This window comes from Dickeya sp. CFBP 2040 (assembly GCF_012273755.1).
Classification (GTDB): Bacteria; Pseudomonadota; Gammaproteobacteria; order Enterobacterales; family Enterobacteriaceae; genus Dickeya; species Dickeya poaceiphila.
Genome location: NZ_JAAVXH010000078.1, coordinates 1 through 25,922 on the forward strand (window position 1 = coordinate 1; position 25,922 = coordinate 25,922).

Here is a 25,922-nt window from a genome sequence, read left to right on the forward strand (position 1 = left end):
AACACAGCCCTAATCGCGGCCTGTTTTTGCAAGCCATTCCATTTTGTTGTTGCCTCTGACAACATTATGCAAAGAGACGTGCGACAAATCGCCTGACTGACGTTTTCTCTGCCATGACACAACAAACGGATAAAAAAAACCCGCCATTCAGGCGGGAAAATAAAATGAGACAATGAGAAAAATTAAAAAAGAAAAATACTGTTATTTATTTCCCGGTAATAGCGGCCATTCAATATTTACAGGAAATCCCGTCTGCTCAGGAATCTTACGTAGCGCTTCTCGGTATATACGCCAAGCTTGTTGATCTACAGGGACATCAGCTACCTGGGTCCAGTCACTGGCAGTCAATAAATTGTCTCGTTGACGCCTTGCCGCCTCAGCTAATTGAGTTTCTGAAAGTGGTGATGGGGTCACCGCAATCGGTTTTTTTATCGACTCATCAAACACAATAATGTTACCATGCGTTTGTTGATTTAATAATTCATGATAATAATCATCACTGATTTCAATAGCATCATCAGGAATATTAACACCATGAATCTCATTACTATAAAAGCCATTAGACGATTTAGAATAAAACATATTACACCTCAATTCCCTATTGCAATAAACTTATAAGAAATACCAGAAGAAAACTCAACAGATCCACCATTGCGGACAAAAGCACCATACCCTTTCAGCATTTCTTTCGTGCTATTGCTTTGCCCATACACTGTCACATCATTGTGATTCCATCCGGCAGAATCATTTTCTGTAATCACTACAGAGAAGATATTATTAGGATACGCAATAGGAAATAACTGATTGATAACTCCGGCACCTAATGTTGCTCCAACGCCCCATTGAATAATAATTCCTGACGGTAAGATCTGGTAACCATTAAATCCTATCCCCGCACCACCACCACCAATTGCCCGCCATTGTGGCCCTGTGGAAAGGAATTTTATATTTGTCCCACTTTTAACCATCATCGTACTGGAACCGGATGGGTTATTTGGCCCTAGAATTTCCACCCCGGCACCAGAGATAGTCACAGTCCCATTAGAGATATTATTAAACTCAATAACCCCACCAGCACAAAGGGAGGCATTCGGTAATGTAATCGTAATACCTGCCACCTGGGCTTCAACAAAGCAGCCAAACGCATCGCCAGTTAGCACCTGATTTTCTCTGACACCAAATACTGACCTCATATTACCCAAGGCTCTTTGCACAAACGCCGTAGTTGCAATGCTGTTATCCGCATCAAATAACGGTGGCGTCGGTGCAGTGGGATTACCCGTCAGCGCCGGACTTTCAATCGGTGCATACGATTTAATGGACTGATTAAATTCGGCCACCGAGAGCGCCCCAATATCCGCAGGTGACGGCCTGAATCCGGTGGTGTAAATCTGTTCCCAGTCATGCTCAAAACCCTTGTCATCGCGGGACGTCCTATACCTCAGCCCCCTGTTACCAAATTGCGCTGCAAACTGAAGTGCGGTACAACTCGACGCTGAGCCGTGAAAATGCAACACAGCCTCTGAATACGCCCCTAAATAGGCCTCATAGAACCCGCTTTTAGCATCCCACGGCACATCCCATCCCTTCGCCCTGCTTGTAAAATCTAATGCGAAGGCGTTATCAGCGAGCGCGTTATGCACAAATGCGGTTGTCGCTAACTGGGATGAGTTATTCCCGGAATTTACTGTTGGCGCGGTAGGCACCCCCGTCAGCGCCGGACTGGCAATCGGCGCATACTGTTTGTGCGGATTCGCGTCATTCACATGGCTGGTCATCAGCCCATCGGCATAGGCTTGCACCTCAATCGCCTTGTCATCAACCGACTTACGCGTTGCCAGCACCACCGCCGGGTCTACTTTCAACGTGACGGCACTGGCGTTACTGACCACTAAAATCATACGTACGGTTTGTACGCGGCCAGAGCCTTCCTGTAATTGCGGCTTATAGGTGTCCGGGCAGTTGGCCACGGCAATTAAATCCCCGTCCGCATCATACAAACCAATTTCACGCAGCCAGAATCCGCCTTCATTTTCCGGAATCACCTGTTCGGCAATAATCTGGTTCGGATTAGCGGGATCGACTCTCAGGGCATTCAATACCGCACGACGTTTTTCATTGATCAATGCCGTCTGAGTCGGATTAGGCGTTGTTGGATTACCGCCGCCATCGCCCACACCCATATGGGTAATATTCAGCATTTTCCCTAACGCCGTGGCATTCGCCAGTTTTGCTGTACCCACCTGAGTGAGTAATGTCATGTATTTCACCGCCATACCATTTTCCTTTTGAATCATCTTAAACAGCACGTGGCATCGCAATGAACACAGCCCTAATCGCGGCCTGTTTTTGCAAGCCATTCCATTTTGTTGTTGCCTCTGACAACATTATGCAAAGAGACGGGCGGCAAATCGCCTGGCTGGCGTTGTTTCTGCCATGGCACAACAAACGGATAAAAAGAAACCCGCCATTAAGGCGGGTAGGAATATCAAGGGGGTGAATTATTCAGTCGGTGCAGGCCACATAGAATAATTAATATGTTGTTATTCCAGACAGGTGTCGAAATAGGTTTAAATCAGTTTATCGGTATTATTCCGTTACTACTCAGTTGGCATTTTGTACAGCAAAAAAATATTTATCACTCGTTACGCGGCCCTTACGATGTAGTTAAAGGCGATATTGCGGGGGCGGGTTTCCATACCTCCTGCCGGTAGAACGATGCCGCTGTGCACGTAGTATCTGCCATCGCCACCATTGGCGTCCTGTGCTCCGCCCTTAGACTGGGAATTACCACTATTCGGCCACGAAACAAAATCGTGGCTGTGGGATCTAATTTCATCCCCCTGCCAACTAAACAGCTGCCGCCCCGCATCCACTCCCCGCCCATCATCCCAGCCGCGAATAAACTCGCCGCGCAAATCCGGCAACGTGCCTGATGGGTAGAGCTGCGCCAGCCGTGGATAGCGATTCTTGTCAAACGTCTGGCCGTTGCACTTGAGCCAGCCTGTCGGAGCAACCGCACCGGGAAATGGCAGCGGAATGCCCGCCAGTTCTGCCGCGAACCATGCTGATGTAATGGCGCTGTTGCTGTTATCTCCGGCAGCGGGCGCGGTCAGTGTTACCGTACCGGTAATGCGTGTTGCGCCGCCGACAGTGGGAGCAATCGTGATATCACCGCCATCCGTGAGCGCGACGCGATTCCCCCCTTTGCCCACCAGTTCTAAAGACCGGTTATTTTCACTGCGCCCGACCGCCCACAAAAATGCGCCGGCACTGTCAACTGAATGCAGATACGACCCGGACGCTGGCGCCACTGTGCTCTGCTGCAACCTGATTTGAGTTCCATCGCCCGTTACAGCCACATTACCGGTGAACGACGGGCTGGACAGTAGCGCATATGACGTAATGGTCTGGTTGAATTCGGCCACCGAGAGCGCGCCAATATCCGCAGGTGATGGCCTGAATCCGGTGGTGTAAATCTGCTCCCAGTCATGCTCAAAACCCTTGTCATCGCGGGACGTCCGATAACTCAGCCCACCGTTACCGTAACGCGCAGCAAACTGAAGGGCGGTACAACTCGACGCTGAGCCGTGAAAATGCAACACGGCCTGTGAATACGACCCTAAATAGGCCTCATAGAACCCGCTTTTGGCATCCCACGGTACATCCCATCCAGTCGCCCTGCTCGTAAAATCCAGCGCAAAGGCGTTATCAGCGATCGCGTTATGCACAAATGCGGTTGTCGCTAACTGGGATGAGTTATTCCCGGAATTTACTGTTGGCGCGGTAGGCACCCCCGTCAGCGCCGGGCTTTCAATCGGTGCATACTGCTTGTGTGGACTCACAGCGGCAATATGTGCGGCTAATCCATTGTCGGTATAGGATTTAACTTCCGTGACTTTCGTATCGGTATACGCCTGCGAAGATAACGCCTTGTCATCCACATATTTCCGACTGGCCAGCACCACTGCTGGGTCAATGGTCAACGACACCGCATCAGTCTGGCTGACTGCCAGAATCATACGTACCGTCTGTACACGCCCCGACCCTTCCTGCAATTGCGGCTTATAGGTTTCCGGGCAGTTGGCGACTGCAATCAGATTATCGTTCGCATCATACAACCCTATTTCACGCAGCCAGAATCCGCCTTCATTTTCCGGAATCACCTGTTCGGCAATAATCTGATTAGCATTGGTCGGATCAAGTACCAACGAATTAAGCGCGGCGCGCCGTTTTTCATTCAAAAGCGCAGTCTGGGAGGGATCGGGCGTGGGTAATACACCACCGCCATCCCCTACGCCCATCCGGGTAATTTCCAACTGTTTTCCCTGTGCGATTGCATTTGCCAGCCTGGCAGCTCCCACTTTGGTAAGCAGAGCCGTATATTTCGTGCTCATAATATGTCTCATCAGAATTAGCGATAAAGGAACCCATGCACAGGCATGGAACAAATACCGCCACGCTCTCGACACTCGCTTTTTCAAGCGATTTCAGCCCATTGTGGCAGTACCGGGCATTATGCTGACCAGCCAGCAAAAACGTGCACGATGAGGGTTGGTACATCGACAACACAACAAGCCGTATTCAAAAAATAAAACGATTTTTTTTGTGAATATTTGGAAAGAAAATGATGATTAGTAACATCATTGACATAACAGAAATATAATTTACTCATAGAATAAATTGATGGGAATTAACATAAATTAGCACGCATTATTATTTTTCATAAAAACATGAAGCAAAGTTAAGGAGATAGGCATGAAGATGAATGTTTCATTTCTTTTTCTGGGGCTGATGGCAATAAGTTCCAGTCAGGCAAGCTCGTTAACAACTGATAACAATGAACAAAAACTTGAAGTCGGCTTTGGTAAGCCAACTTACAGGCAGACGCTGCACTACCGTAAACTCTATGAGAAAAAGCCATTCCCCGATGCGAAAATATTCTATTACGACAACGGTATTTATAAAATAATATCGCAAGGCGAAGAGCATTATGGCGTTTACGTCATGCAAGGCGGTTTTCAGGATCAAACCTATACTATCAGATATATCTCATTGCCATCTGATGACTGGGGGAAAAAGACCGCATTCCATCAGTTAACATTTATTAATGGTGATAAAGAGAAATATTTTATACAGAATGCCATCGTCGAAACGGGCGAAGCCATAGCGCAACAAAATGGTACATTTACCCAGGAAGAAAATAAGGTCAATAATCCAATCACACAGAAGTGGCATAAAAATTAACATATTGCCGTTTTAAAAAATTGCCGTTAATGCAAAAAACAAACGGCTATCTACCATTCGCCGGCAAAAAAAAGCCCTCCATCAAGGAGGGCTAAAAGACAGGGATGGTGTCTATGGCAAGGAAAACAGGTTACTTCTCTAACACACTACTCTCAGCACTACTCTCACTACTCGGAAAAACACGCATTACACTACTCGGTACTCTCGTTCTGACCCTGACGGGACAGTTCCAGATTCTGACTATCCACACCAGACGCCGACATCCGTTGGCGCACAGTCTGCATGGCCTGTTCATACTTCTGATTAAGAATCAATTTCTGCTCCGGCGTCAGCATGTTGTACATCTGGTTGCTCACTCTGGCTATCTCCACCTGACGCACAATTTGCGCCTGAACCATTTTGGCAACTTGCGCCTGCACCGCCGGAGCATCAAATTTTTCCGCCGTTACCAACTGATGCATGGCTTCCACATCGTTCGCATCATACGCGGGTTGTTCATGGCGTACCTGCCGCATCAGGTCACGCATTTGCTGACGCTGATGTTCCGTCAGCTTCACACCGTCAAACATGCCTTGCTGACTCTCTGTGCGTTTCGTGGCAGAGTCATCCCGATAACAGCTCCCCAATACAGGAGTACGGTTTTCGGAGAATACATGGTCTTCGGTAGATAAATCGTTTTTGGTTGCCATCACAGTGCTGGTTACCAGCATCAGCAGTGAAGTAAGAGATAACGAGATGATGGTGCTTCGCATCAATAACTCCTCTGTGTTCACGTACCGCTTGTGTTGGCGTACGGTGTGCCGTGTACTGTTTGGCTAATCGATGAGTTCAGTCTAATTGCCTTGCTGCAAACATGCGTCAGACGATGTAAAACTACGTAAAGTCATGGAATAGCGGCGATCTATGACGTATTTTGCCCGTGGAGGTAGGTAAATAATGAATAAAATCCTGTTGGTTGATGACGATCGCGAGCTGACATCCCTGTTGCGGGAATTGCTCGAAATGGAAGGCTTTAACGTCGTTGTCGCCCATGACGGCGAACAGGCGTTAAGCGTGTTGGATGACTCGGTTGACCTGTTATTGCTGGATATCATGATGCCGAAGAAAAACGGCATTGATACGCTCAAGGAAGTGCGCCAACGCTACCAGACGCCGGTAATCATGCTTACCGCCCGCGGCAGCGAACTGGACCGCGTGCTCGGTCTGGAACTGGGCGCGGACGACTATCTGCCCAAGCCTTTTAACGACCGGGAACTGGTCGCCCGTATCCGCGCTATTTTGCGGCGCTCCAACTGGACAGACCAACAGCAGGCCGGCGAAGCCAGCGCGCCAACCATTGAAGTGGATGCGCTGCGGCTAAACCCAGGCCGTCAGGAAGCCAGCTTCGACAATGACGTGCTGGATTTGACCGGTACGGAATTTACCTTGCTCTACCTGCTGGCGCAGCGTCTGGGCCAGGTGGTGTCGCGTGAACATCTCAGTCAGGAGGTGCTGGGTAAGCGCCTGACGCCGTTCGACCGCGCCATTGATATGCATATCTCTAACCTGCGGCGCAAGCTGCCAGAACGCAAGGATGGTCTGCCTTGGTTTAAAACGCTGCGCGGCAGAGGCTACCTGATGGTGTCTACCGCATGATCCGGGTTGCGATGGTATGATCAACAGCCTTACTGCCCGTATCTTTGCCATTTTCTGGCTGACGCTGGCACTGGTGCTGATGCTGGTGCTGATGTTGCCGAAACTGGATTCCCGGCAACTCACCCCGCTGCTGGAAAACGAACAGCGGCAGGGGTTGATGCTGGAACAGCACATCGAAGCCGAGCTGGCGATCGACCCGGCGAATGATTTGCTGTGGTGGCGCCGTTTGTTTCGCGTTATCGAAAAGTGGGCGCCACCCGGTCAGCGCCTGCTGCTGGTCACCAGCGAAGGGCGCGTGATTGGCGCCCAGCGTAATGAAATGCAGATGGTGCGCAATTTCATCGGCCAGTCTGACAGCGCGGATTTCCCGCAAAAGAAAAAATACGGTCGGCTGGAATTGCTGGGACCATTCTCCGTACGCGATGGCGAAGACAGCTACCTGATGTACATGCTGCGCCCCGCCAGCAGTCCGCAATCTGATTTTATCAACCTGTTGTTTGACCGCCCGCTGCTGCTGTTGATAGTTACCATGCTCACCAGTTCGCCGCTGTTGCTGTGGCTGGCCTGGAGCCTGGCGAAACCAGCACGCAAGTTGAAAAACGCCGCCGATGAAGTGGCGCGCGGCAACCTGAAGCAGCATCCTGAGCTGGAGTCCGGCCCACAGGAATTCCGGGCGACCGGCGCCAGCTTTAACCAGATGGTGAGCGCACTGGAGCGAATGGTGACCGCGCAACAACGCCTGTTATCCGACATTTCCCATGAATTGCGTACGCCGTTGACCCGTCTGCAACTGGCGACCGCGCTATTGCGGCGGCGTCAGGGGGAAGGCAACGAACTGAACCGCATCGAAACCGAAACCCAACGGCTCGATGGCATGATTAACGACCTGCTGGTGCTGTCGCGCAACCAGCACAAAAATGAACTGTCGCGGGAAGCACTACAGGCAGACGAACTGTGGAACGATGTGCTGGATGATGCCCGCTTTGAAGCCGAACAGATGGGTAAAACGCTGGAGGTGCTATCGCCCCCCGGTCCCTGGCCGTTGTTCGGCAACCCAACTGCGCTCGACAGTGCGCTGGAAAATGTGGTGCGTAATGCGTTGCGCTATTCGCACAGCCGTATCGCCGTGTCGTTTTCGGCTGATGCTCAGGGTGTCACCATTGTTGTTGGTGACGATGGTCCCGGCGTCAGCCCGGAAGATCGAGAGCAAATTTTCCGGCCATTCTACCGTACCGATGAAGCCCGTGACCGCGAGTCTGGCGGTACGGGGTTGGGGCTGGCAATTGTCGAAACGGCTATTTCCCAACATCGCGGCTGGGCTAAAGCCGATGAAAGCCCGCTTGGCGGTTTGCAGCTCACGCTCTGGCTACCGCTCTATCAATGTTAATAATTAACGGCAATCATCAACGTGACTCGCGTGCACAGTGACTCGCGTGCATAATAGTGCCTCCTTCTCTTCGGGCGCGGGCTACCGCGCCCGCTATCACATCCATACCTTCAGCCGATTGAGTTTTTCCTCCGGTCGGGTAGAGTGAGAGCCTGTGCCGCCGGACTAAAACTGCCATCAACAGGCTACAATCAACAAGTGGCGCAGCCCGGCTGGCAAAAGCAAAAAAGTAGTTATTCCTTCAGTCATGCATGAACCTGCACATGTCTGATGGAATAAGTTCTTGATGTTGCCTGACACCTTGCACAGGAAAAGAACATGAAAGGATTAGCCTTAATGGCTGGATTCATTGCCACGCTGGCACAGATGCCAGCGTACGCTTCCGTCGATGGCGTATGCGGTTTTTCCGATGCCGATTGTGGTATGCCTGCGCTCCCCTATCTTCTGCCGGATAACGACACCCGGACCAATCTGGTGCTGCTGCAAAGCAGCCGTAATCATATTCCGCTGCCGCTTCCCCAGCCGGAGCCGGATCAGACCCGTTCACGCGTTGACCCCTTCACTGCTTACCGTGTGATGGGATTAGCCGCTACCGAAGAAGCCAGCGACAGCGCAGAAACCAACAAATCAACTTCCTCCAGCACCCCGTCGGACGATGGAACCGACGATGACGATAACGCCTCTCTGCTGCAAAAAGCCGCGCAGTTACACTTCCCCGACACCGAATTGAGCAAACTGCGCGACCTGACGCCGGTCGATCTGGATGGACGCTGGATTTCCAACGACTTCACCACGCTGGAGCGTTTTTTCGACCTGCTGCTGGCAGACAAAGAGCTGAACGATACCCAACGAACCCAGTTAGCGCTGGTGCGAACAAGGATGCTGTCCAGCGAATACATTGTTGATAACGTCATGACCGATGTCGCCAGCGTGCCGGAAACCGGCCATGCCGGCGAGTGGCGGCGCTACCTGATCAGTGCCACCCAATTTTATGAAGGCCAGTTTGATCAAGCGGAAAAAGGCTTCCAGCAGTTGTTGCAGGCCAGCCAACCGTGGGTGGCGGAAACCGCCCGTTATATGCTGATTCGGGTATCGATTAATCAGGCGATGAACGACGCGCAGGACGAATACAACATGTTCGACCCCCGCAAAATGGACAAGTCCGCCGGACAACAAGCGGTGAAACGTGTTGATGAGTACCTGAAACAGTATCCTAAAGGGATATATGTCGAATCGGCTAACGGTCTATACCGCCGGGCTGAGTGGATCAGCGGCGACACCGCCGCGTTAGCTGGCCGCTTCAGTCGGGTGTTGGCTGCGGCCAACAGCGTGGATCAACTGCTGACCATTAGCAACGAAATTGACAACAAACTGCTGGAAGACAACCGCTTTGTGTCCTCAGCCGATACGCCAATCCTGATGCTGGTACAGGACATCAAACGCCTGCGCAGCCCTGACGGCTGGATGACGTTGCCCGCGCTGACGCAAGAGGAGATCACCCGCCAGCAACCATTGTTTGACAAAGCCGGTATGCCGGATGCCTTTCGTTATCTGCAAGCGGCGTTTCAGTACTATCAGCAGCGGGATTACGCCGCAGTATTGAAAACCCTGCCCATGACCACCGCAAAGGACATCACCGAGGTTACCGCCTTCAGTAGCCAGATACTGCGCGGACTGGCGATGCAACAACAAAAACAGTGGGACGATGCGGAAGCACACTGGCGTCATTTGCTGATGCTGAAAACCACCTACACCCAGCAACAGTACCTGCAACTGGCGCTGGCGCAAACGCTGGTGGACAGCGGCCATCCGGAGCGGGTGTTCACGCCGGAAAGCCCGGTCAAAAACCTGCGTTTTCGCTCCGCCATCCTGAAAGTCAGCGCCGATGCCGAGTTGTTGCACCGGCAGACCAGCCCGCAACAGACGCATGAAGAACGCGTCATCGCCCTGCACACCCTGTTGACCAAGCAGCTAACACACCGCGATTACGCTGGTTTTCTGAAAGACAGCGCACTGCTTAAGACCATTGCACCGTTGCAAAGTACAGAGAACATGAGCTGGAACGAAGAAGATCTGACGGCGTTCGGTTGGGATGGCAGCGACACTGAAGAGGGGTATGAATGCCCCACGCTACAGGAAACCGTCACCATCCTGAGCATGAATCCTAATCACGCCCATGCGCTCAACTGTATGGGTGAGTTCTTCCTGCGTACCGGCAACGGCGTGGGATTCGACTGGGGCGAAAGCAACATGCTTAACGGCCTGACGGATGCCGACGAGCACTATCAAGGCCAGGAATTTAATCGTCTGGATAACTACATGCAGGTGATTGCCGACGCGAAAGCCCCACCGGAAGATAAAAGCTATGCGCTCTACCGCGCCATCTACTGCTACGCCCCCAGCGGCTACAATGATTGCGGCTCGCAAGATATCAGTAAAGAAACGCGCAAGGCGTGGTTCCGGCAGCTCAAAACGGACTTTAAAGGCAGCCAATGGGCGCGACAGCTCAAATACTACTGGTAGTCCGTTGCGGCATTGCGTTGATGAGCCTGCTGTGTCTGAGTTTCACTGCGCACGGCAGCACGGTTAACGCCACCCACTATCAGGCTTTTTGGTTGTGGGCGGCGGTGCAGCCCCAGCCGGTGTTATCTCAGGCTACTATGCTCTACCTGCATCAGGGGGAAATCGCCCGACGGAAAGGCAAAACGGTGTTTCTGCGTCAGGGCATCCCGGTCAGCTCGCTGCCGGTCAGGCACCTTTGGCTGTCGTTTCGGGTTTCTGACTTGCGCCTCGGTAAACCAGAGTTGCAGCGACTGTTGCAACTCCGCAAGCGTTGGGCCGCCGCCGGCAATCAGGTCGATGGCATCCAGATCGATTTCGATGCCAAAAGCTACCACCTGTCGCACTATGTCGCCTTTTTGCAAACGCTCCGCCAGCAACTACCGCCTGACTGCCGTTTGAGCATTACCGGGTTGCTGGATTGGGCCAAAACCGGCGACATCCGGCAACTCAACCGTCTGAACGGGGTGGTGGATGACATCGTGGTGCAGACCTATCAGGGGCGGCATACCGTGGAAAATTACACCGCCTATCTGCCTGCGTTGATGAAGCTGACACTGCCGTTCCGGCTCGGACTGGTACAGCACGGTAAGTGGGATGAACAGTGGCAGCGGCGGCTGGCATCATCGCCATTCTACCGGGGTGAAGTGGTATTCCTGCTTAACCCGACCCCCGTGCGTCGTACCCCTATCCTCCAGGCCCTGCAACGGCATTAAACGCACATGCTCCTGTCGGTTCCCGCGGGTTCTGCGCGTCAGCGTCGGCCACCAAACCCATTTTGTCGCCAGGCCTCGTAGCTGATAATCGCTACCGAGTTGGACAAATTCAGGCTGCGGCAGTCAGGCTCCATCGGAATGCGAATGCGAAACTCCGGTGCGAAGCCGTTGCGAATAGCATCCGGCAAGCCTGCGGTTTCCGAGCCAAACAGCAGCACATCACCCGGCTGGTAGTCGGGTTCATCGTAAGGGCGGCTGCCTTTGGTGGTACAGGCGAAAATCCGGCATCCGGGTACAGCGGACAGAAACGCCGCATAATCGGCATGGCGCTGCACCTTTGCCAGATCGTGATAATCCAGCCCGGCGCGGCGCAGTTTTTTTTCCTCGAAATCAAAGCCTAACGGCTCGATCAGGTGCAATGAACAGCCATTATTGGCCGCCGACGGATAATATTACCGGTATTGGGTGCAATCTGTGGCTCATAGAGCGCAATATGGAACATGATAAAGTCAGGCAAGAAAACACGAAAAAGGTGGGCGTCAGTATAGCGTATTCCGTCCCTGCGCCCCAGCTACGGATGAGGTCGCCAATCGGCCAACGAATCCGCGCAGGCCGGGACGACGCCACCGTTAAGCACTAGAATAAATCTATCCGACAGCTGTTTCCCGGAGGAGTCATGAAAATATTATCTTCCCTGATGTTGCTTCTGAGCCTGCCGTGGCTGGCTCTGGCCGCCACACAACCGATCTCGCCACAGCAGCAGCAATTTGAAAACGGCATCAGCAGCCAGAAACGGCTGTTGCAGGAGATGCAGCAAAACCAGCAGCTCCAACAGCAACTGTTAAATCAGGAAATCCAGCAGCGCAGCCGCGATCAACAGCAACAACTGCAACAGCAACTGGAACAGAATCGCCAGCGTATCCAGCAATCCAGCCCCGGCAATACCAACCGGTACTGACATCTGCGCCACCCGCCGCTCACGTCAGGATCACCGGCGGGTAGCGCAGGGTGTTTATAGCCTTACGCCCATCAGCGTCAGAATCAACGGCGTGGTAATCCCCGCCAACGTGGTTGACATCAACAGGCTGGCGGCAACCGGACCGCCCAGCACATTGAATTGCCGCGACATCAGGTAGATGTTGACGCCCACCGCCATCGAACCCAGCAGCACCACCACACGGGTTTCCATCTCCGGCAGACCCAGCGCGACCGCCAGCACCCACACCACCAGCGGCTGCACCACCAGCTTGATGAGACAGATAGCCATGCTGATTTGCCAGCCATCGCGGATGCGGTATTCCGCCAGCCCCATGCCTAGTGTCACCAGCGACAACGGCACCGCAATCTGCCCTAACATACCGATAGGTTTATCAAGGGTGTCGGGTAGCGGCAGGCCGGTAAGGCTGTAGAGCGTTCCACTGAGAATACCGATGATCAGCGGGTTCTTCAGCACGCCGACAGCGGTTTTACCAAACCCCTGCATTGACAGCGAACCGTTACGCGCCCATTCCACAGAAACCGTCACCAACGTCCATAAAATCAAGCCGTTGAACACCAGCACTAACGCCACGGAGGGGATCGCCTGTGGGCCAAGCATCAACGTAGCAATCGGTAAGCCCAGCATCACGTTGTTAGAGAAAATACCGCTGAGCGAGAACACCGAACCGGAAACGCCATCCAGCCGGAAAACCCGGCTCGCTACCACCCGCCCCAGCACAAACACGATAAAACAGCTGCCGAAGAAGGCTATCAGCAACCGGGCATCTACCGCTGGCCGTTTGGAGAAATCGCACATCATGCGGAACAACATGGCAGGCAAGGCAACCGAAAACACAAATTTAGTGAGCGCATCGGTCACCGCGGACGGCCAGCGACCAAGGCGAACCAGCGCATACCCCAGTGCAATCAGTACAAACAGCGGCAGGGAAAGAAAAATCTGGTGCCAAAGAGAAATAATAAACGTGGGCATCGCCCTTCCTTGAAAAAATGCGCGGTTCATCTGGGCGAAGGCTGATGGCGGGTCACGACGGCAAGGCAAACCCTGCCGGGGAGTGGGCCGAACAGCCCTGGTCATACAGGAAACGCCGGATGAAATACGCCGGTTTATTATTAGCCGGCGTGGTGTGCTGTCAGGACAGGCGACATTCAGCCGACGTTAATTAAATTGCGGTCCAATCAAATCTATCCGGTCGGTACAGATGCAGTCAACGCCCCACAGCAACAGGGTGCGAGCGCGGTCAGGCTGATTGACGGTATACACCAGAATGCGCAGCCCAGCGTCTTTCAACTGTCTGACGCGCGCTTCATCGAGCAGGCGGTGGTTGAGGTGAATCGACACACAGCCGAGACGTGTGGTCAGGGCGCGCCAGTCGTCGTCCCATTCGTCCAGCAGCAGACCACGCGGCAATTCCGGCACCGCCTGCTGCGCCGCGGCCAGCGCATCAACTGAAAACGACGACAACAACGGCGCGACCGGATGGTTCCGCCACAACTCACGGGCCGCCAGCGCCACCACGCGGCCAGTCTGCTCCTCACAGCCGGTGGTCGGTTTGATCTCGATATTGGCCGCCATACCGTACTGCTCGCAGCGTTTCGCTACTTCAGACAGCAACGGCAGGCGTTCGCCCTGAAACTGGCTGCTGTACCAGCTACCGGCATCCAGCCCGACCAGTTTGTCCCACGGCAGCTCGCCCGCCAGGCCCCACCCGTTGCTGGTGCGCTCCAGCGTGTCGTCGTGCAACAAGAAGATGTGCCCGTCCTGCGACAGCTTGGCGTCGAACTCGATCATCTTGTGACCATGCTGTGCGCCGACATCAATCGCCGCCAGTGTGTTTTCTGGTGCCAGAGAACCACCGCCACGGTGGGCGACGATAGCAGGATAAAGCCAATTCGGGGTCATGCTTCCATCCGTAATCCGCTTTGCGAATCAAATATATGCCAAGATACCGTCGGCAGCGTAAGCCACAGGGTTTCTCCCACCGCCGGACAATGTTCGTGCGACAGGCGCACCACGATATTCTGCCCCGCCCATTGGCCGTGCGCCAGATTATCCGCACCCAGCAATTCCAGCGTGTCCACCACCAGCGGCACGCCGCCGGCATCGGCGGTGGACTGCAAAATATGCTCTGGGCGCATACCCAGCGTGACGGCACGCCCTTGCCACTGCGGTTTCGCCACCGGCAGCGGCAGCGAGAAATCCGCCGACAGTTCGAGCCGGTTACCGTCTGCACTCACCTGCCCGGCCCACAAATTCATGGCAGGCGAACCGATGAAACTGGCGACGAACAACGACGCCGGCTTACGGTAAATCTCCGCTGGCACGCCGATCTGTTCCGCCACGCCTTTGTTCATCACAATCACGCGGTGAGCCAGCGTCATCGCTTCCACCTGATCGTGGGTGACATACAGGCTGGTGGTTTTCAACCGTTTGTGCAGTTGTTGCAGTTCAAGACGCATCTGCACCCGCAACCTGGCATCAAGGTTGGACAGCGGTTCGTCGAACAGGAATACCGACGGTTCGCGCACAATGGCGCGCCCCATCGCCACACGCTGGCGCTGGCCGCCAGACAGCTCGCGCGGTTTACGCTGCAACAGCGGTTGCAGTTCCAGAATACGCGCCGCTTCATCTACCCGCTGGCGAATCTGCTCTTTACCAAAGCCCCGGATTTTCAGGCCGTAGGCCATGTTGTCGTAAACGCTCATATGCGGATAGAGCGCGTAATTCTGGAACACCATCGCAATGCCGCGATCTTTAGGTTCTTTATCCGTTACACGCTCATCGCCGATATAAATATCGCCGCTGGTGGTCTGTTCCAGACCGGCCACCATACGCAACAGCGTCGATTTACCGCAGCCGGACGGCCCTACCATCACCACGAATTCGCCGTCCGCCACGTCGAGATCAATCGGCTGAATTACCTGCGTTTTACCGTCATAGGATTTGGTGACGGCCTGAAGTTTTAAACATGCCATAGGGTTCTATTTCTCACTATCAACCAGACCGCGAACAAACCAGCGTTGCATCAGTAGCACTACCAACAGCGGCGGCAGCATCGTCATCAGCATCGCCGCCATCACCTGATGCCAGGGCGTCGCCGTGTCGCCGGTGGCGATCATGCTCTGAATCCCGGCGACAGCGGTGCCAAGATGCGGGTCGTTGACGATCAGAAGCGGCCACAGGTACTGGTTCCAGCCATAGATAAAGGTGATGACGAACAGCGCCGCCAGATTGGTTTTAGACAACGGCAACACCATGTCGAAGAAAAAGCGCATCGGGCCGGCACCGTCGATACGCGCCGCTTCCAGCAGTTCATCTGGCAGCGTCATAAAGAACTGGCGGAACAGAAACGTGGCGGTGGCAGACGCCATCACCGGCAGCGTCAACCCAACATAGCTGTTGGTCATGTTGAGGTGAGAAATCACCTCAACCGTCGGGAAGATACGCACTTCCACCGGCAGCATCAGGGTGGAAAAGATCATCCAGAAAAACAGGTTACGGCATGGGAAACGGAAATAAACAATCGCGTAAGCCGATAACATCGACACGCTGATCTTGCCGATGGTGATCGCCAGCGCCATCACAAAGCTGTTAAACAGCATCAGGCCGAACGGCGCACTATTATTGTCGCCCACGCCGTGCCGCCAGATATAGGCCACGTTTTCCCACAGGTGCCCACCGGGGAGCAGCGACATCGGCACCTGCGACATCTGTTCCTGGCTCATGGTGGCAGCGATAAACGCCACATACAGCGGGAACAACACCACCATAATGGCGACCACCAGCATGGCGTGGCTGAAGACATCCAGCCCGCGACGGTTCTCAATCATCCGGCTTGCGGTCATGGCAGAACGGCTCATTGATAGTTCACCTTACGCTCGACAAAGCGGAACTGGACAACCGTCAGTACGGTCACCACCAGCATCAGCACCACCGACTGCGCCGCCGAGCTGGAGAGATCCAGACCGGCGAATCCTTCGCGGTAAATTTTGTAGATTAGCGTAGTGGTCGCCTGTACCGGCCCGCCGCCGGTCGCGGCATCGATAACCGGGAAGGTATCGAAGAAGGCGTAGGTCAGGTTGACCACCAGCAGGAAAAAGCTCACTGGTGAAATCAGCGGCAACACCAGATTGAAGAAACGTCGCACCGGCCCGGCGCCGTCAATCGCCGCCGCTTCGATCAGCGAGCGAGGAATGGACTGTAACGCGGCGAGGAAAAACAGAAAGTTGTAGCTGATTTGCTTCCAGACCGACGCCAGCACCACCAGAAACATCGCCTGACCGCTGTACTGGGCGTGGTTCCAGTCATAGCCCCACTGGTGCAGCAACCAGGTAATCAACCCCAGACCGGGGTTGAACAGAAACATCCACAACACCGCGGCGACGGCAGGCGCGACGGCATAAGGCAGAATCAGCAACGTCTGGTACAGGCGGCTGAAACGCAGGGTGTAATCCACCAGCGCGGCCAGAAATAACGACAACATCAGCCCCGATGCCGCCACCAGAAAGCTGAACAGCAGCGTGGTGTAAAACGAGCCAAGATAATAGCTGTCGTGGAACAGATTGATGAAATTCTCCAGCCCGACGAACTGGCTGGACAGGCCGAACGGGTCAACGCTCTGCACCGAATACCAGAGCGCCTGCCCGGCAGGCCAGATAAAGAAAATCACCGTAATGGCTAGCTGCGGCAGCACCAGCAGGTAAGGCAACAGGCTGCGGCCAAAAACAGGGCGGGAAGCACTCATGCACAAGGCTCTCAGAAAACAGGGTTCTCAAGAAAAGACAGGGGTGGCCGACTCCCTTCGGCCCGGAATATGATTACTTGTTCGCCTGTTCGAAGCGACGCAACAGTGCGTTGCCGCGCTCCACAGCAGTATCCAGCGCCTGCTGCGGGGTTTTCTTGCCAGTCCAGACGCTTTCCAGTTCTTCATCCACGATGGTACGAATCTGCGGCATGTTGCCCAGACGCAACCCTTTGGTAAACGGCAGCGGGTCTTTGTTCAGCATCTGACGGGTGGCAATATCAGCACCGGGGTTCTTGTCATAGAAACCCTGCTGTTTGGTCAGCTCGTAAGCGGCGGTGGTGATCGGCAGATAGCCGGTCTTCTGGTGCCACTCGGCGGCAATTTCCGGCGTAGACAGGAACTGCATGAACTCCGCCACGCCTTTATAGGTCGCCGCGTCTTTGCCGCTCATCACCCACAAGCTGGCACCACCGATAATCGCATTCTGCGGTGCGCCTTTCACGTCGGCGTCATACGGCATCATCGCCACGCCGTAGTTGAATTTGGCGTACTGACGAATATTCGCCAGCGATCCGGATGACGCGGTGGTCATGGCGCAGTCGCCGTTATAGAACTTCTCGGTCGGCTCGTCTTTGCGGCCATAATAGGTGAAGTCCCCTTTCTTGTTCATGTCTTCCAGCATCTGAATATGCTTGACCTGAATCGGTTTATTGAACTCCAGCACCGCATCAAGACCGTCGAAGCCGTTGTTTTTAGTGGCGATCGGCAAACCGTGCCAGGCGCTGAAGTTTTCAATCTGAATCCAGCCCTGCCAGCCGCTGGCATAGCCGCACTTCATACCAGACGCACGCAGTTTGGCGGTATACTCAGCCATCTGCTGCCAGGTTTTCGGCGGCTGCTCCGGGTCCAGACCCGCTTTTTTGAAGGCGTCTTTGTTGTAATACAGTACTGGTGTGGAGCTGTTGAACGGCTGAGACAGCAGGTGCCCGGTTTTGGCATCAGAGTAGTAACCGGAAACGGTCGGTACGAAAATTTTCTCATCGAACGGCACGTCGGCATCTTTGAATACCTGGTATACCGGCTTGATAGCCTTACTGGCCATCATAGTCGCCGTACCCACTTCATACACCTGCAGGATAGCGGGTGCATTGCCGCTACGAAACGCGGCGATACCGGCTGCCAGGCTCTGCTCGTAGTTGCCTTTGTACACCGGCACGATTTTGACGTCACTGTGAGTCTGGTTGAAACGGTCAGCCAGAGAATTAACTGTCTTACCCAGTTCCCCTTCCATCGAATGCCAGAATGGGATTTCGGTAACCGCCTGCGCCTGTGCGCTGGCAGCCAACGCCATAATGACAACGGCGGCGGTTTTACGGATAGCGTGTTGAAACATGCTGTCTCCTGAGATCATGGTGGGTGCGGATGCGAGTACTGATCGTTGTGAGCGCCATGAGCGAAAAAGCGCACCTTGATATTCGGCAGGTAACATGACACGCAAAAATGACAAAAAAATAACCACTTCATGACAAAAAAATGACAAATGCATACGATTGCACGCTATCAAGAAAGACCGGAAGAATCAGGTGGCAGGTAATGATTTTCTTATTTTTAATCAGTGAATTGTAGAAAAACACCGCACTTATAGACCCGTCCTTGCCAGTTTTACTTTCTCTATGGAGAACCAGCCTCTATGGAGAACCCGCTAGCTGTAGTGACCAGCAAACGGAAGCAGCACCGCAACATGTCAACAACGGTATTATTTGAGCATCACACCAGCAGTACGGCTGTAAAGTGGTTTATTCTCTGACCACAGCGATTTCTTTTTTGCTGTCGTTCCTTAAGGAAAATAGTAAACATATCACCCAATATTATTTTATTGGTAATTTATTTACGGACTTAACACATTAGATTCGACAAAACGCGTACTATTACTTACTCTTATTAGCCAACAAACTTTACTCTAGCTTTTAATCCTAACCACTTATTTATATTAGTTATTTGTTTTAGTGGTTCTTTTTACCACTTCTTATAAAACTATTATCTATCTATTTATTTAGAGAGTTAAGCGAAATAAACAGGAGATCTATCGCACGAACTAAAAAAAACATTCATACCAAATAGAATTAACCCAAATTATACAGAGCTAACTTACCTCCTGGACGAGGTCCCAAATGAACGCATGGAATAAACAACGTTAAGGATATCTATGAACGCGCTAAAAAGAATGAAGCTAGGCACCATGCTGAGTGCCGGATTCGCCCTGGTCATCGTGATAGGCTTGCTGGTAGCCGTGTTTGGTCGAACACAACTGGTCATACTGGGTGACCACATCGACCACCTCTCTAACACCACGCTCACCAACATGATGCTCATTCAGGAAGCCAAAACCGGCTTCGATACCAACTCCCGTCTGGTGCGCAATATTGCACTCAGTAACGATCCCGAACGCATTGCGCGTGAAAAACAGCTTATCGACAAGCAGATAGCGCGCAACACCGAAGTACTCAAGCAACTGTCGGAACGGCTGGATACCCCGGAAACTCGCGATCAGCTCAACCAGCTGACGCAGGTGCGCCCGGCTTATTTACAAGCCTTCAATAAAGCTGTCGCACTGGGGATGTCCGACCAATCGGAACAGCGTAATCAGGCACGCAACCTGATCCTCAACGACATGCAAACCGCTCAGGACGGCGTGTTCAAAGCACTGGACAACATGCTCGACTTTCAAAAGAAAATCACCATGAATGTGGTGGCGGACTCCATGCATAGCGCCCGTTCTGACGGCACGCTGATGCTGGCGCTGGCGCTGGCCGCCACCGTGCTCGGCGCATTAACCGCCTTGCTCATCACCCGTACCGTCAAAGGGCAGTTGGGCGGCGAACCGGCTTACGCGGCCACGGTTGCCCAACGTATATCCGACGGCGATCTGGCTTTCAACGTTGACCTGCGAAATGGCGATAGCCACAGCGTGCTGGCAGCCATGAACGAGATGCGCGAAAAACTGGCGCAAATCGTCACTCAGGTGCGCCAGAGCAGCGAATCTATTGCTACCGGCGCCAGTGAAATCGCCGCCGGCAGCACCGACCTGAGCCAGCGCACCGAAGAACAGGCTGCCAGCCTGCAACAGACCGCCGCCTCTATGGAACAGATGAGTCAAACCATCCGCCAAAACGGCGATACGGTACGTAATGCCAGCACACTGGCACAGTCAGCCAGTTCAACCGCCGCCAAAGGGGGCGAGGCGGTCGGCAACATCGTCCGTACTATGGAAGACATCTCTGCCAGCTCACACAAAATTGGCGACATTATCAGCGTTATCGACGGGATTGCCTTCCAGACCAATATTCTGGCGCTCAACGCCGCAGTCGAAGCCGCTCGTGCCGGCGAACAGGGCCGAGGCTTTGCCGTAGTCGCGGGCGAAGTGAGAAATCTGGCTCAACGTTCTGCTTCCGCTGCCAAGGAAATCAAAGAGTTGATTACCGCCAGCGTCGAAAAAGTGGAAGTGGGTTCAGTACTGGTGCGCGAAGCCGGCTCTACTATCGACGAACTGGTGAAACAGGCGCGTCACGTGGCGGATTTGATCGGTGAAATCGGCGTGACCACCCACGAACAGGAATCCGGCATTTCGCAGATCAATGATGCAGTAAACCAGCTTGATCAGGTCACTCAGCAAAACGCCTCTCTGGTGGAAGAATCCGCCAGCGCCGCCGACAGCCTGAGCGACCAGGCCGCAAAACTGGTGGAGCTGATGAGCATCTTCAATATCCAGAATACGTTTGGCCGCCAGCCACCTTCGCTGCACAAGCCGGGAACCGAGCAGAAAAAACCAACGCCATCCAGACTGGTGCTGGCAAATAGCGCCGGCAGTAGCGACAACTGGGAACAGTTCTAACCTTTACGTCTCCCCTGACCGCCACAGTAACGTGGCGGTTTCTCGTCAACTCACTTATTTAACGCCCCTTTCCAACTTCCGGTACCAGCACTATATCCACGGCGATAGTTATCGTTATTGAAGACATTCCATTTTTCGACATTACAATATCGTCAATCGATATAAAATAACGCACTTTACCATTATTAAAATCCACAACAAATATCATCAACAATAAAAATCAATGCATTGATTATAAAGAATAAAAAAAACAAAAATCATAATTAACCAAATTTTTACAGCTCTTAATCTATAACAAAGATTCATCGGTTAGATTAATCCCCGACATCACAAATAACCTGGCAGCTTTGCTATTCGTTCTCTTTTATCCGCACCGGTTTGTCGTGATTAAACATAACATATAGGGGATAAACCATGAGTATTCTGAAGAACTTGAAACTTGCCACGATGCTCGGTGCTGGATTTGCCATCGTACTGATCATCAGCTTTTTTGTTTCCGGCTATGGGCAACTTCAATTACGGCAACAAGGCAGCAATATCAATACATTAGCCAGCGACCAATTAGAAGGGCTGCTGCTGGTGCAGGAACTGAAAGATAATCTGAACAGCATCGCTATTGCGATGCGCGAACTGACACTGTTTACCGCACCGGATCAGATGGAGCGGGATAAACAGCTAATTACCAAAACCATTACACGAAACAACGAAATTCTAAAACGCATCACCGAGCTGGCGACCACCCCTAAAGAAAAAACACTGCTTGATGCCATCAATCAGGCGCGGCCCGTCAGCCTGGCCGCCACGCAAAAAGCCCTTGCCCTGAGCCTGGATAACAAGCTGGATGAAGCCAAAATCGTCATCATGAACGAGGTGAAACCGGCGCAGGAGAATTACTTCAAAGCCATCAACGACATGGTCAGCTACCAGAAAAGCGATACCCGGCGCTCGGCTGACGATGCCAGCGATTCAGCACGTACCGCCGGCATCCTGATGCTGACGCTCACCGGCGTATCAACCGTACTGGGAATCGCTATCGCCTGGCTGATCACCCGCAGAATCAAAAAGCTGCTGGGCGGCGAACCGGCCTATGCGTCTGACATCGCCCGCCAGATTGCCAGCGGCAACCTCGCCATCAACGTTGAGATGCAACCGGGGGATACCACCAGCCTGCTGGCGGCCATGAACGACATGCGCGCCCGGCTGAGCGGCATTGTGCTGCAGGTGCATGACAGCAGCGCCTCCATCTCCACCGGCTCCAGTGAAATCGCCATCGGCAGCAACGACCTGAGTCGCCGCACCGAGGAGCAAGCCGCCAGCGTGCAAGAGACTGCCGCTTCCATGGAGCAGATTAGCCAGACCATCCGTCAGAACGGTGAAACGGTACGCGAAGCCGCCCAGCTCGCCACCGCCGCCAGCCAGACGGCCACCAAAGGCAACGACGTGGTGCGCAACGTTATCACCACCATGGGCGATATCAGCACCAGTTCCCGCAAGATTGGCGACATCATTACCGTGATTGACGGCATTGCCTTCCAGACCAACATTCTCGCGCTCAACGCCGCGGTGGAAGCCGCCCGTGCCGGCGAACAGGGCCGCGGCTTTGCGGTGGTGGCCGGGGAAGTACGCTCACTGGCGCAGCGCTCGGCGTCTGCCGCCCGTGAAATCAAAGACCTCATCACCAACAGCATGGAGAAGGTGGAAAGCGGCTCCCAGTTGGTGGCGCACGCCGGTGAAACCATGGCGGATATCGTCACCCAGGCACAGCATGTAGCCGATCTGATCAGCGAAATCGGCGTCACCACACAGGAGCAGGAATCGGGCATTTCGCAAATCAATCAGGCCATTACACAGATGGACAGTGTCACCCAGCAAAACGCCGCCCTGGTGGAAGAATCAACCAGTGCAGCCGAGAGCCTGAGCGACCAGGCGGCAAAACTGGTGGAACTGATGAGTGTGTTTACCATTGAGCACGCCTCAGTCACCCCGTCTTCCCGGCGGCAGCCATCACACACTCCACCGGCATTAAAAAAACCGGCCCCTGCCAGACCGGCACTGGCAAACAAAGGCAGCAACACCGACTGGGAACAGTTCTAACCTTGCTAACCTTTGCCCCTCCCCTGACCGCCACAGTAATGTGGCGGTTTCTGCTTAATCCAACCTCTGACCGCTGATACCTGCACCTGAACAGCAGAAAAGCCATCAATATACCGGTAATACAGAGAATGACAGGTATCACTATTTCACCTTTGGGATAGGCATTATTTAAAAAAACTACCCGCCTTTATGGTTAAAAAAATGCGCTTTCTCAATATTGGATATTATCACTCGATATAAAATAACCCACGTTATTATAGATAATATTTTCGTACCATAAAAACCAAAAGCTCAATATGCCGACAACAAAAATAAAGGAAACAAAATTTCACAAAATTTAAATCATTTCAGTTCTTAAGATATAACAAAGATTAATCGATTAAAGTAATCCCTGACATCACAAATGACCTGGCAGCTTTGCTATTTTTTCTCTTTTATCCGCACCGGTTTGTCGTGATTAAAAACAACATATAGGGGATAAACATGAGTATTCTGAAGAATTTGAAACTCGCCACGATGCTCGGTATCGGGTTTGCCATCGTGCTGGCCATCAGCTTTTCCGTCTCTGAATATGGACAGTTTCAGTTACGACAACAAAGCAAAAATATAAATACATTAGCCAGCGATCAGTTGGAAGGGTTGCTGCTGGTGCAGGAACTGAAAGATAACCTGAACAGCACCGCTATTGCGATGCGTAACCTGACGCTGTTTAGCGCACCGGATCAGGTGGAGCGGGATAAACAACAAATTACCAAAACCATTGCACGGAACAGTGAAATTCTAAAACGCATCACCGAGCTGGCGACCACCCCCAAAGAAAAAGCACTGCTTGATGCCATCAATCAGGCGCGGCCCACCAGTCTGGCCGCCACGCAAAAAGCCATTGCCCTGAGCCTGAATAACAAGCCAGATGAAGCCAAAATCGTCATCATGAACGAGGTGAAACCGGCGCAGGAGAATTACTTAAAAGTCATCAACGACATGGTCAGCTACCAGAAAAGCGATACCCGGCAGTCTGCTGATGATGCCAGTGATTCAGCACGCGCCGCCGGCATTCTGATGCTGGCGCTCACCAGCGTGTCAACCGTACTGGGGATCGCCATCGCCTGGCTGATCACCCGCAGAATCAAAAAGCTGCTGGGCGGCGAACCGGCCTATGCGTCTGATATCGCCCGCCAGATTGCCAGCGGCAACCTCGCCATCAATATTGATCTGCAACCGGGAGATACCACCAGCCTGCTGGCGGCCATGAGCGATATGCGCGCCCGGCTGAGCAGCATTGTGCAGCAGGTGCATGACAGCAGCGCCGCCATTTCCACCGGCTCCAGTGAAATCGCCATCGGCAGCAACGACCTGAGCCGCCGCACCGAGGAGCAGGCATCCAGCGTGCAGCAGACTGCCGCCTCCATGGAGCAGATTAGCCAGACCATCCGCCAGAATAGCGACACCGTGCGCGAAGCCGCCCAGCTCGCCACCGCCGCCAGCCAGACCGCCACCAAAGGCAACGACGTGGTGCACAACGTTATCACCACCATGAACGATATCAGCACCAGTTCCCGCAAGATTGGCGACATCATTACCGTGATTGACGGCATTGCCTTCCAGACCAACATTCTCGCGCTCAACGCCGCGGTGGAAGCCGCCCGCGCCGGCGAACAGGGCCGCGGCTTCGCGGTGGTGGCCGGGGAAGTGCGTTCACTGGCGCAACGCTCGGCATCTGCCGCCCGTGAAATCAAAGACCTCATCACCAGCAGCATGGAGAAGGTGGAAAGCGGCTCCCAACTGGTGATGCACGCCGGTGATACCATGACCGATATCGTCACTCAGGCGCAGCATGTGGCTGAGCTGATTAACGAAATCGGCATCAGCACGCAGGAACAGGAAGCCGGTATCTCGCAAATCAATCAGTCCGTCACCCAAATGGATGGCGTCACCCAGCAAAACGCGGCGTTGGTTGAAGAGTCCGCCAGTGCAGCCGACAGCCTGAGCGACCAGGCGGCAAAACTGGTGGAGCTGATGAGCGTATTTACCATTGAGCACACCTCGGCGGCGCCCCGGCAGCAACCACCACGCACCCTACCGGCATTAAAAAAACCGGTGCCTTCCCGACCCGCACTGGCGAAAGCGAAAAAAAGCAGCAGCAACGACTGGGAACAGTTCTGACTCTGCTAACCGTTTACCCCGCCCTTGACCGCCACAGTAATGTGGCGGTTTCTTTTTCGCTCTTCCCTGAAAATCAACACCAACCACTGGCAGTGAATACCGTTCGAATGCATTGAGTAATGTCACTAGCGACATAATATATTTAATTAATTTTTTAAAAAGTTTAATAAATAGCATTATTGCTATTACATTAAAATATCTTAATAAATAAAAAATGCTATTGTTATGGTTTGTCGACAAACCCACAAAAACCTTACATACTTATATTTGTTCAGGAAGAGCCTTCACTTCAGGTAGTTAAAATACCTGAATATAATATGCTGCAGATTTTTTGTCTTGAATAGAGTTATGAATAAATTAACGGTTTAGTATACACCTGCAGGCCAATATTTCTCTGGCAAAGCGTTTCTGCCAATGGGTTTTTATTGCCTAAAACACACTATATGGAAGCCACTATCTATATCCGAAATAATTCGAATTGCAGGAAA

19 protein-coding genes and 1 pseudogene are annotated in these 25,922 nt (G+C 53.1%); 9 read left to right on the forward strand and 11 right to left on the reverse strand.

Going from position 1 to position 25,922, the window contains the following annotated elements; translation table 11 throughout:
* Positions 1-201: 201 nt before the first annotated feature.
* The 3 genes from Dpoa2040_RS10150 to Dpoa2040_RS10160 form a co-directional block, all read right to left on the reverse strand.
* Positions 202-582, reverse strand: a complete 381-nt coding sequence (locus Dpoa2040_RS10150; RefSeq protein ID WP_168641168.1) for a tail fiber assembly protein — start codon at positions 580-582, stop codon at positions 202-204.
* Between the two features lie 8 nt (positions 583-590).
* Positions 591-2,276, reverse strand: coding sequence for a phage tail protein (locus Dpoa2040_RS18380; protein ID WP_168641169.1), 1,686 nt, complete (start codon positions 2,274-2,276; stop codon positions 591-593).
* A 369-nt stretch (positions 2,277-2,645) separates the two neighbouring features.
* Positions 2,646-4,397, reverse strand: coding sequence for a phage tail protein (locus Dpoa2040_RS10160; protein WP_168641170.1), 1,752 nt, complete (start codon positions 4,395-4,397; stop codon positions 2,646-2,648).
* Between the two features lie 361 nt (positions 4,398-4,758).
* Here Dpoa2040_RS10160 and Dpoa2040_RS10165 point away from each other — a divergent pair, with 361 nt between their 5' ends.
* Positions 4,759-5,247 carry a hypothetical protein gene (locus Dpoa2040_RS10165; RefSeq protein ID WP_128569650.1) on the forward strand — a complete coding sequence of 163 codons (489 nt, stop codon included), beginning with the start codon at positions 4,759-4,761 and terminating at the stop codon, positions 5,245-5,247.
* A 191-nt stretch (positions 5,248-5,438) separates the two neighbouring features.
* Here the strand turns inward: Dpoa2040_RS10165 and cpxP are convergent, their stop codons facing one another.
* Positions 5,439-5,999 carry a cell-envelope stress modulator CpxP gene (gene cpxP, locus Dpoa2040_RS10170; RefSeq protein ID WP_168641171.1) on the reverse strand — a complete coding sequence of 187 codons (561 nt, stop codon included), beginning with the start codon at positions 5,997-5,999 and terminating at the stop codon, positions 5,439-5,441.
* 184 nt (positions 6,000-6,183) lie between these two features.
* Here cpxP and cpxR point away from each other — a divergent pair, with 184 nt between their 5' ends.
* The 4 genes from cpxR to Dpoa2040_RS10190 all read left to right on the forward strand — a co-directional run bounded on the left by cpxR (position 6,184) and on the right by Dpoa2040_RS10190 (position 11,544).
* Positions 6,184-6,882 carry an envelope stress response regulator transcription factor CpxR gene (gene cpxR, locus Dpoa2040_RS10175; protein ID WP_042867730.1) on the forward strand — a complete coding sequence of 233 codons (699 nt, stop codon included), beginning with the start codon at positions 6,184-6,186 and terminating at the stop codon, positions 6,880-6,882.
* Positions 6,883-6,898: 16 nt separating this feature from the next.
* Positions 6,899-8,269: an envelope stress sensor histidine kinase CpxA gene (gene cpxA, locus Dpoa2040_RS10180; RefSeq protein WP_042867728.1), complete on the forward strand. Its 1,371-nt coding sequence runs from the start codon at positions 6,899-6,901 to the stop codon at positions 8,267-8,269.
* A gap of 318 nt (positions 8,270-8,587) precedes the next feature.
* Entirely contained in the window at positions 8,588-10,792 is a 2,205-nt protein-coding gene (locus Dpoa2040_RS10185; protein ID WP_168641172.1) for a hypothetical protein, read from the forward strand.
* A complete protein-coding gene (locus Dpoa2040_RS10190) occupies positions 10,762-11,544 on the forward strand; it encodes a DUF3142 domain-containing protein (protein WP_168641173.1) in 783 nt (260 codons plus the stop codon). Before Dpoa2040_RS10185 ends, Dpoa2040_RS10190 begins: the two co-directional genes overlap by 31 nt.
* 38 nt (positions 11,545-11,582) lie before the next feature.
* On the opposite strand, the pseudogene Dpoa2040_RS10195 reads toward Dpoa2040_RS10190, so the two are convergent.
* A pseudogene (locus tag Dpoa2040_RS10195) lies at positions 11,583-12,046 on the reverse strand (tRNA (cytidine(34)-2'-O)-methyltransferase).
* A 174-nt stretch (positions 12,047-12,220) separates the two neighbouring features.
* On the opposite strand from Dpoa2040_RS10195, the gene Dpoa2040_RS10200 reads away from it, so the two are divergent.
* A complete protein-coding gene (locus tag Dpoa2040_RS10200) occupies positions 12,221-12,502 on the forward strand; it encodes a DUF2756 domain-containing protein (RefSeq protein WP_210423904.1) in 282 nt (93 codons plus the stop codon).
* A 54-nt stretch (positions 12,503-12,556) separates the two neighbouring features.
* Here Dpoa2040_RS10200 and Dpoa2040_RS10205 read toward each other — a convergent pair whose 3' ends face one another.
* The 6 genes from Dpoa2040_RS10205 to ugpB all read right to left on the reverse strand — a co-directional run bounded on the left by Dpoa2040_RS10205 (position 12,557) and on the right by ugpB (position 18,678).
* The gene (locus tag Dpoa2040_RS10205) at positions 12,557-13,513 is read right to left on the reverse strand and encodes an AEC family transporter (protein WP_168641174.1); all 957 of its coding nucleotides are present in this window, start codon (positions 13,511-13,513) and stop codon (positions 12,557-12,559) included.
* Between the two features lie 186 nt (positions 13,514-13,699).
* Positions 13,700-14,443, reverse strand: a complete 744-nt coding sequence (gene ugpQ, locus Dpoa2040_RS10210; protein WP_168641175.1) for a glycerophosphodiester phosphodiesterase — start codon at positions 14,441-14,443, stop codon at positions 13,700-13,702.
* The gene (locus tag Dpoa2040_RS10215; protein WP_168641176.1) at positions 14,440-15,516 is read right to left on the reverse strand and encodes a sn-glycerol-3-phosphate import ATP-binding protein UgpC; all 1,077 of its coding nucleotides are present in this window, start codon (positions 15,514-15,516) and stop codon (positions 14,440-14,442) included. The genes ugpQ and Dpoa2040_RS10215 overlap by 4 nt, the downstream gene beginning before the upstream one ends.
* Before the next feature lie 6 nt (positions 15,517-15,522).
* Positions 15,523-16,371 carry a sn-glycerol-3-phosphate ABC transporter permease UgpE gene (gene ugpE / locus Dpoa2040_RS10220; protein WP_168641204.1) on the reverse strand — a complete coding sequence of 283 codons (849 nt, stop codon included), beginning with the start codon at positions 16,369-16,371 and terminating at the stop codon, positions 15,523-15,525.
* A gap of 26 nt (positions 16,372-16,397) precedes the next feature.
* A complete protein-coding gene (ugpA, locus tag Dpoa2040_RS10225) occupies positions 16,398-17,285 on the reverse strand; it encodes a sn-glycerol-3-phosphate ABC transporter permease UgpA (protein WP_168641177.1) in 888 nt (295 codons plus the stop codon).
* Positions 17,286-17,358: 73 nt separating this feature from the next.
* Entirely contained in the window at positions 17,359-18,678 is a 1,320-nt protein-coding gene (gene ugpB, locus Dpoa2040_RS10230) for a sn-glycerol-3-phosphate ABC transporter substrate-binding protein UgpB (protein WP_042867711.1), read from the reverse strand.
* An 813-nt stretch (positions 18,679-19,491) separates the two neighbouring features.
* Here ugpB and Dpoa2040_RS10235 point away from each other — a divergent pair.
* From Dpoa2040_RS10235 to Dpoa2040_RS10245, 3 genes are all read left to right on the forward strand, one after another.
* On the forward strand, positions 19,492-21,177 hold the full coding sequence (locus Dpoa2040_RS10235) for a methyl-accepting chemotaxis protein (protein WP_168641178.1): 1,686 nt from the start codon (positions 19,492-19,494) through the stop codon (positions 21,175-21,177).
* A 414-nt stretch (positions 21,178-21,591) separates the two neighbouring features.
* The gene (locus tag Dpoa2040_RS10240) at positions 21,592-23,271 is read left to right on the forward strand and encodes a methyl-accepting chemotaxis protein (RefSeq protein WP_168641179.1); all 1,680 of its coding nucleotides are present in this window, start codon (positions 21,592-21,594) and stop codon (positions 23,269-23,271) included.
* A gap of 483 nt (positions 23,272-23,754) precedes the next feature.
* Positions 23,755-25,434: a methyl-accepting chemotaxis protein gene (locus Dpoa2040_RS10245; protein ID WP_168641180.1), complete on the forward strand. Its 1,680-nt coding sequence runs from the start codon at positions 23,755-23,757 to the stop codon at positions 25,432-25,434.
* Positions 25,435-25,922: the final 488 nt, after the last annotated feature.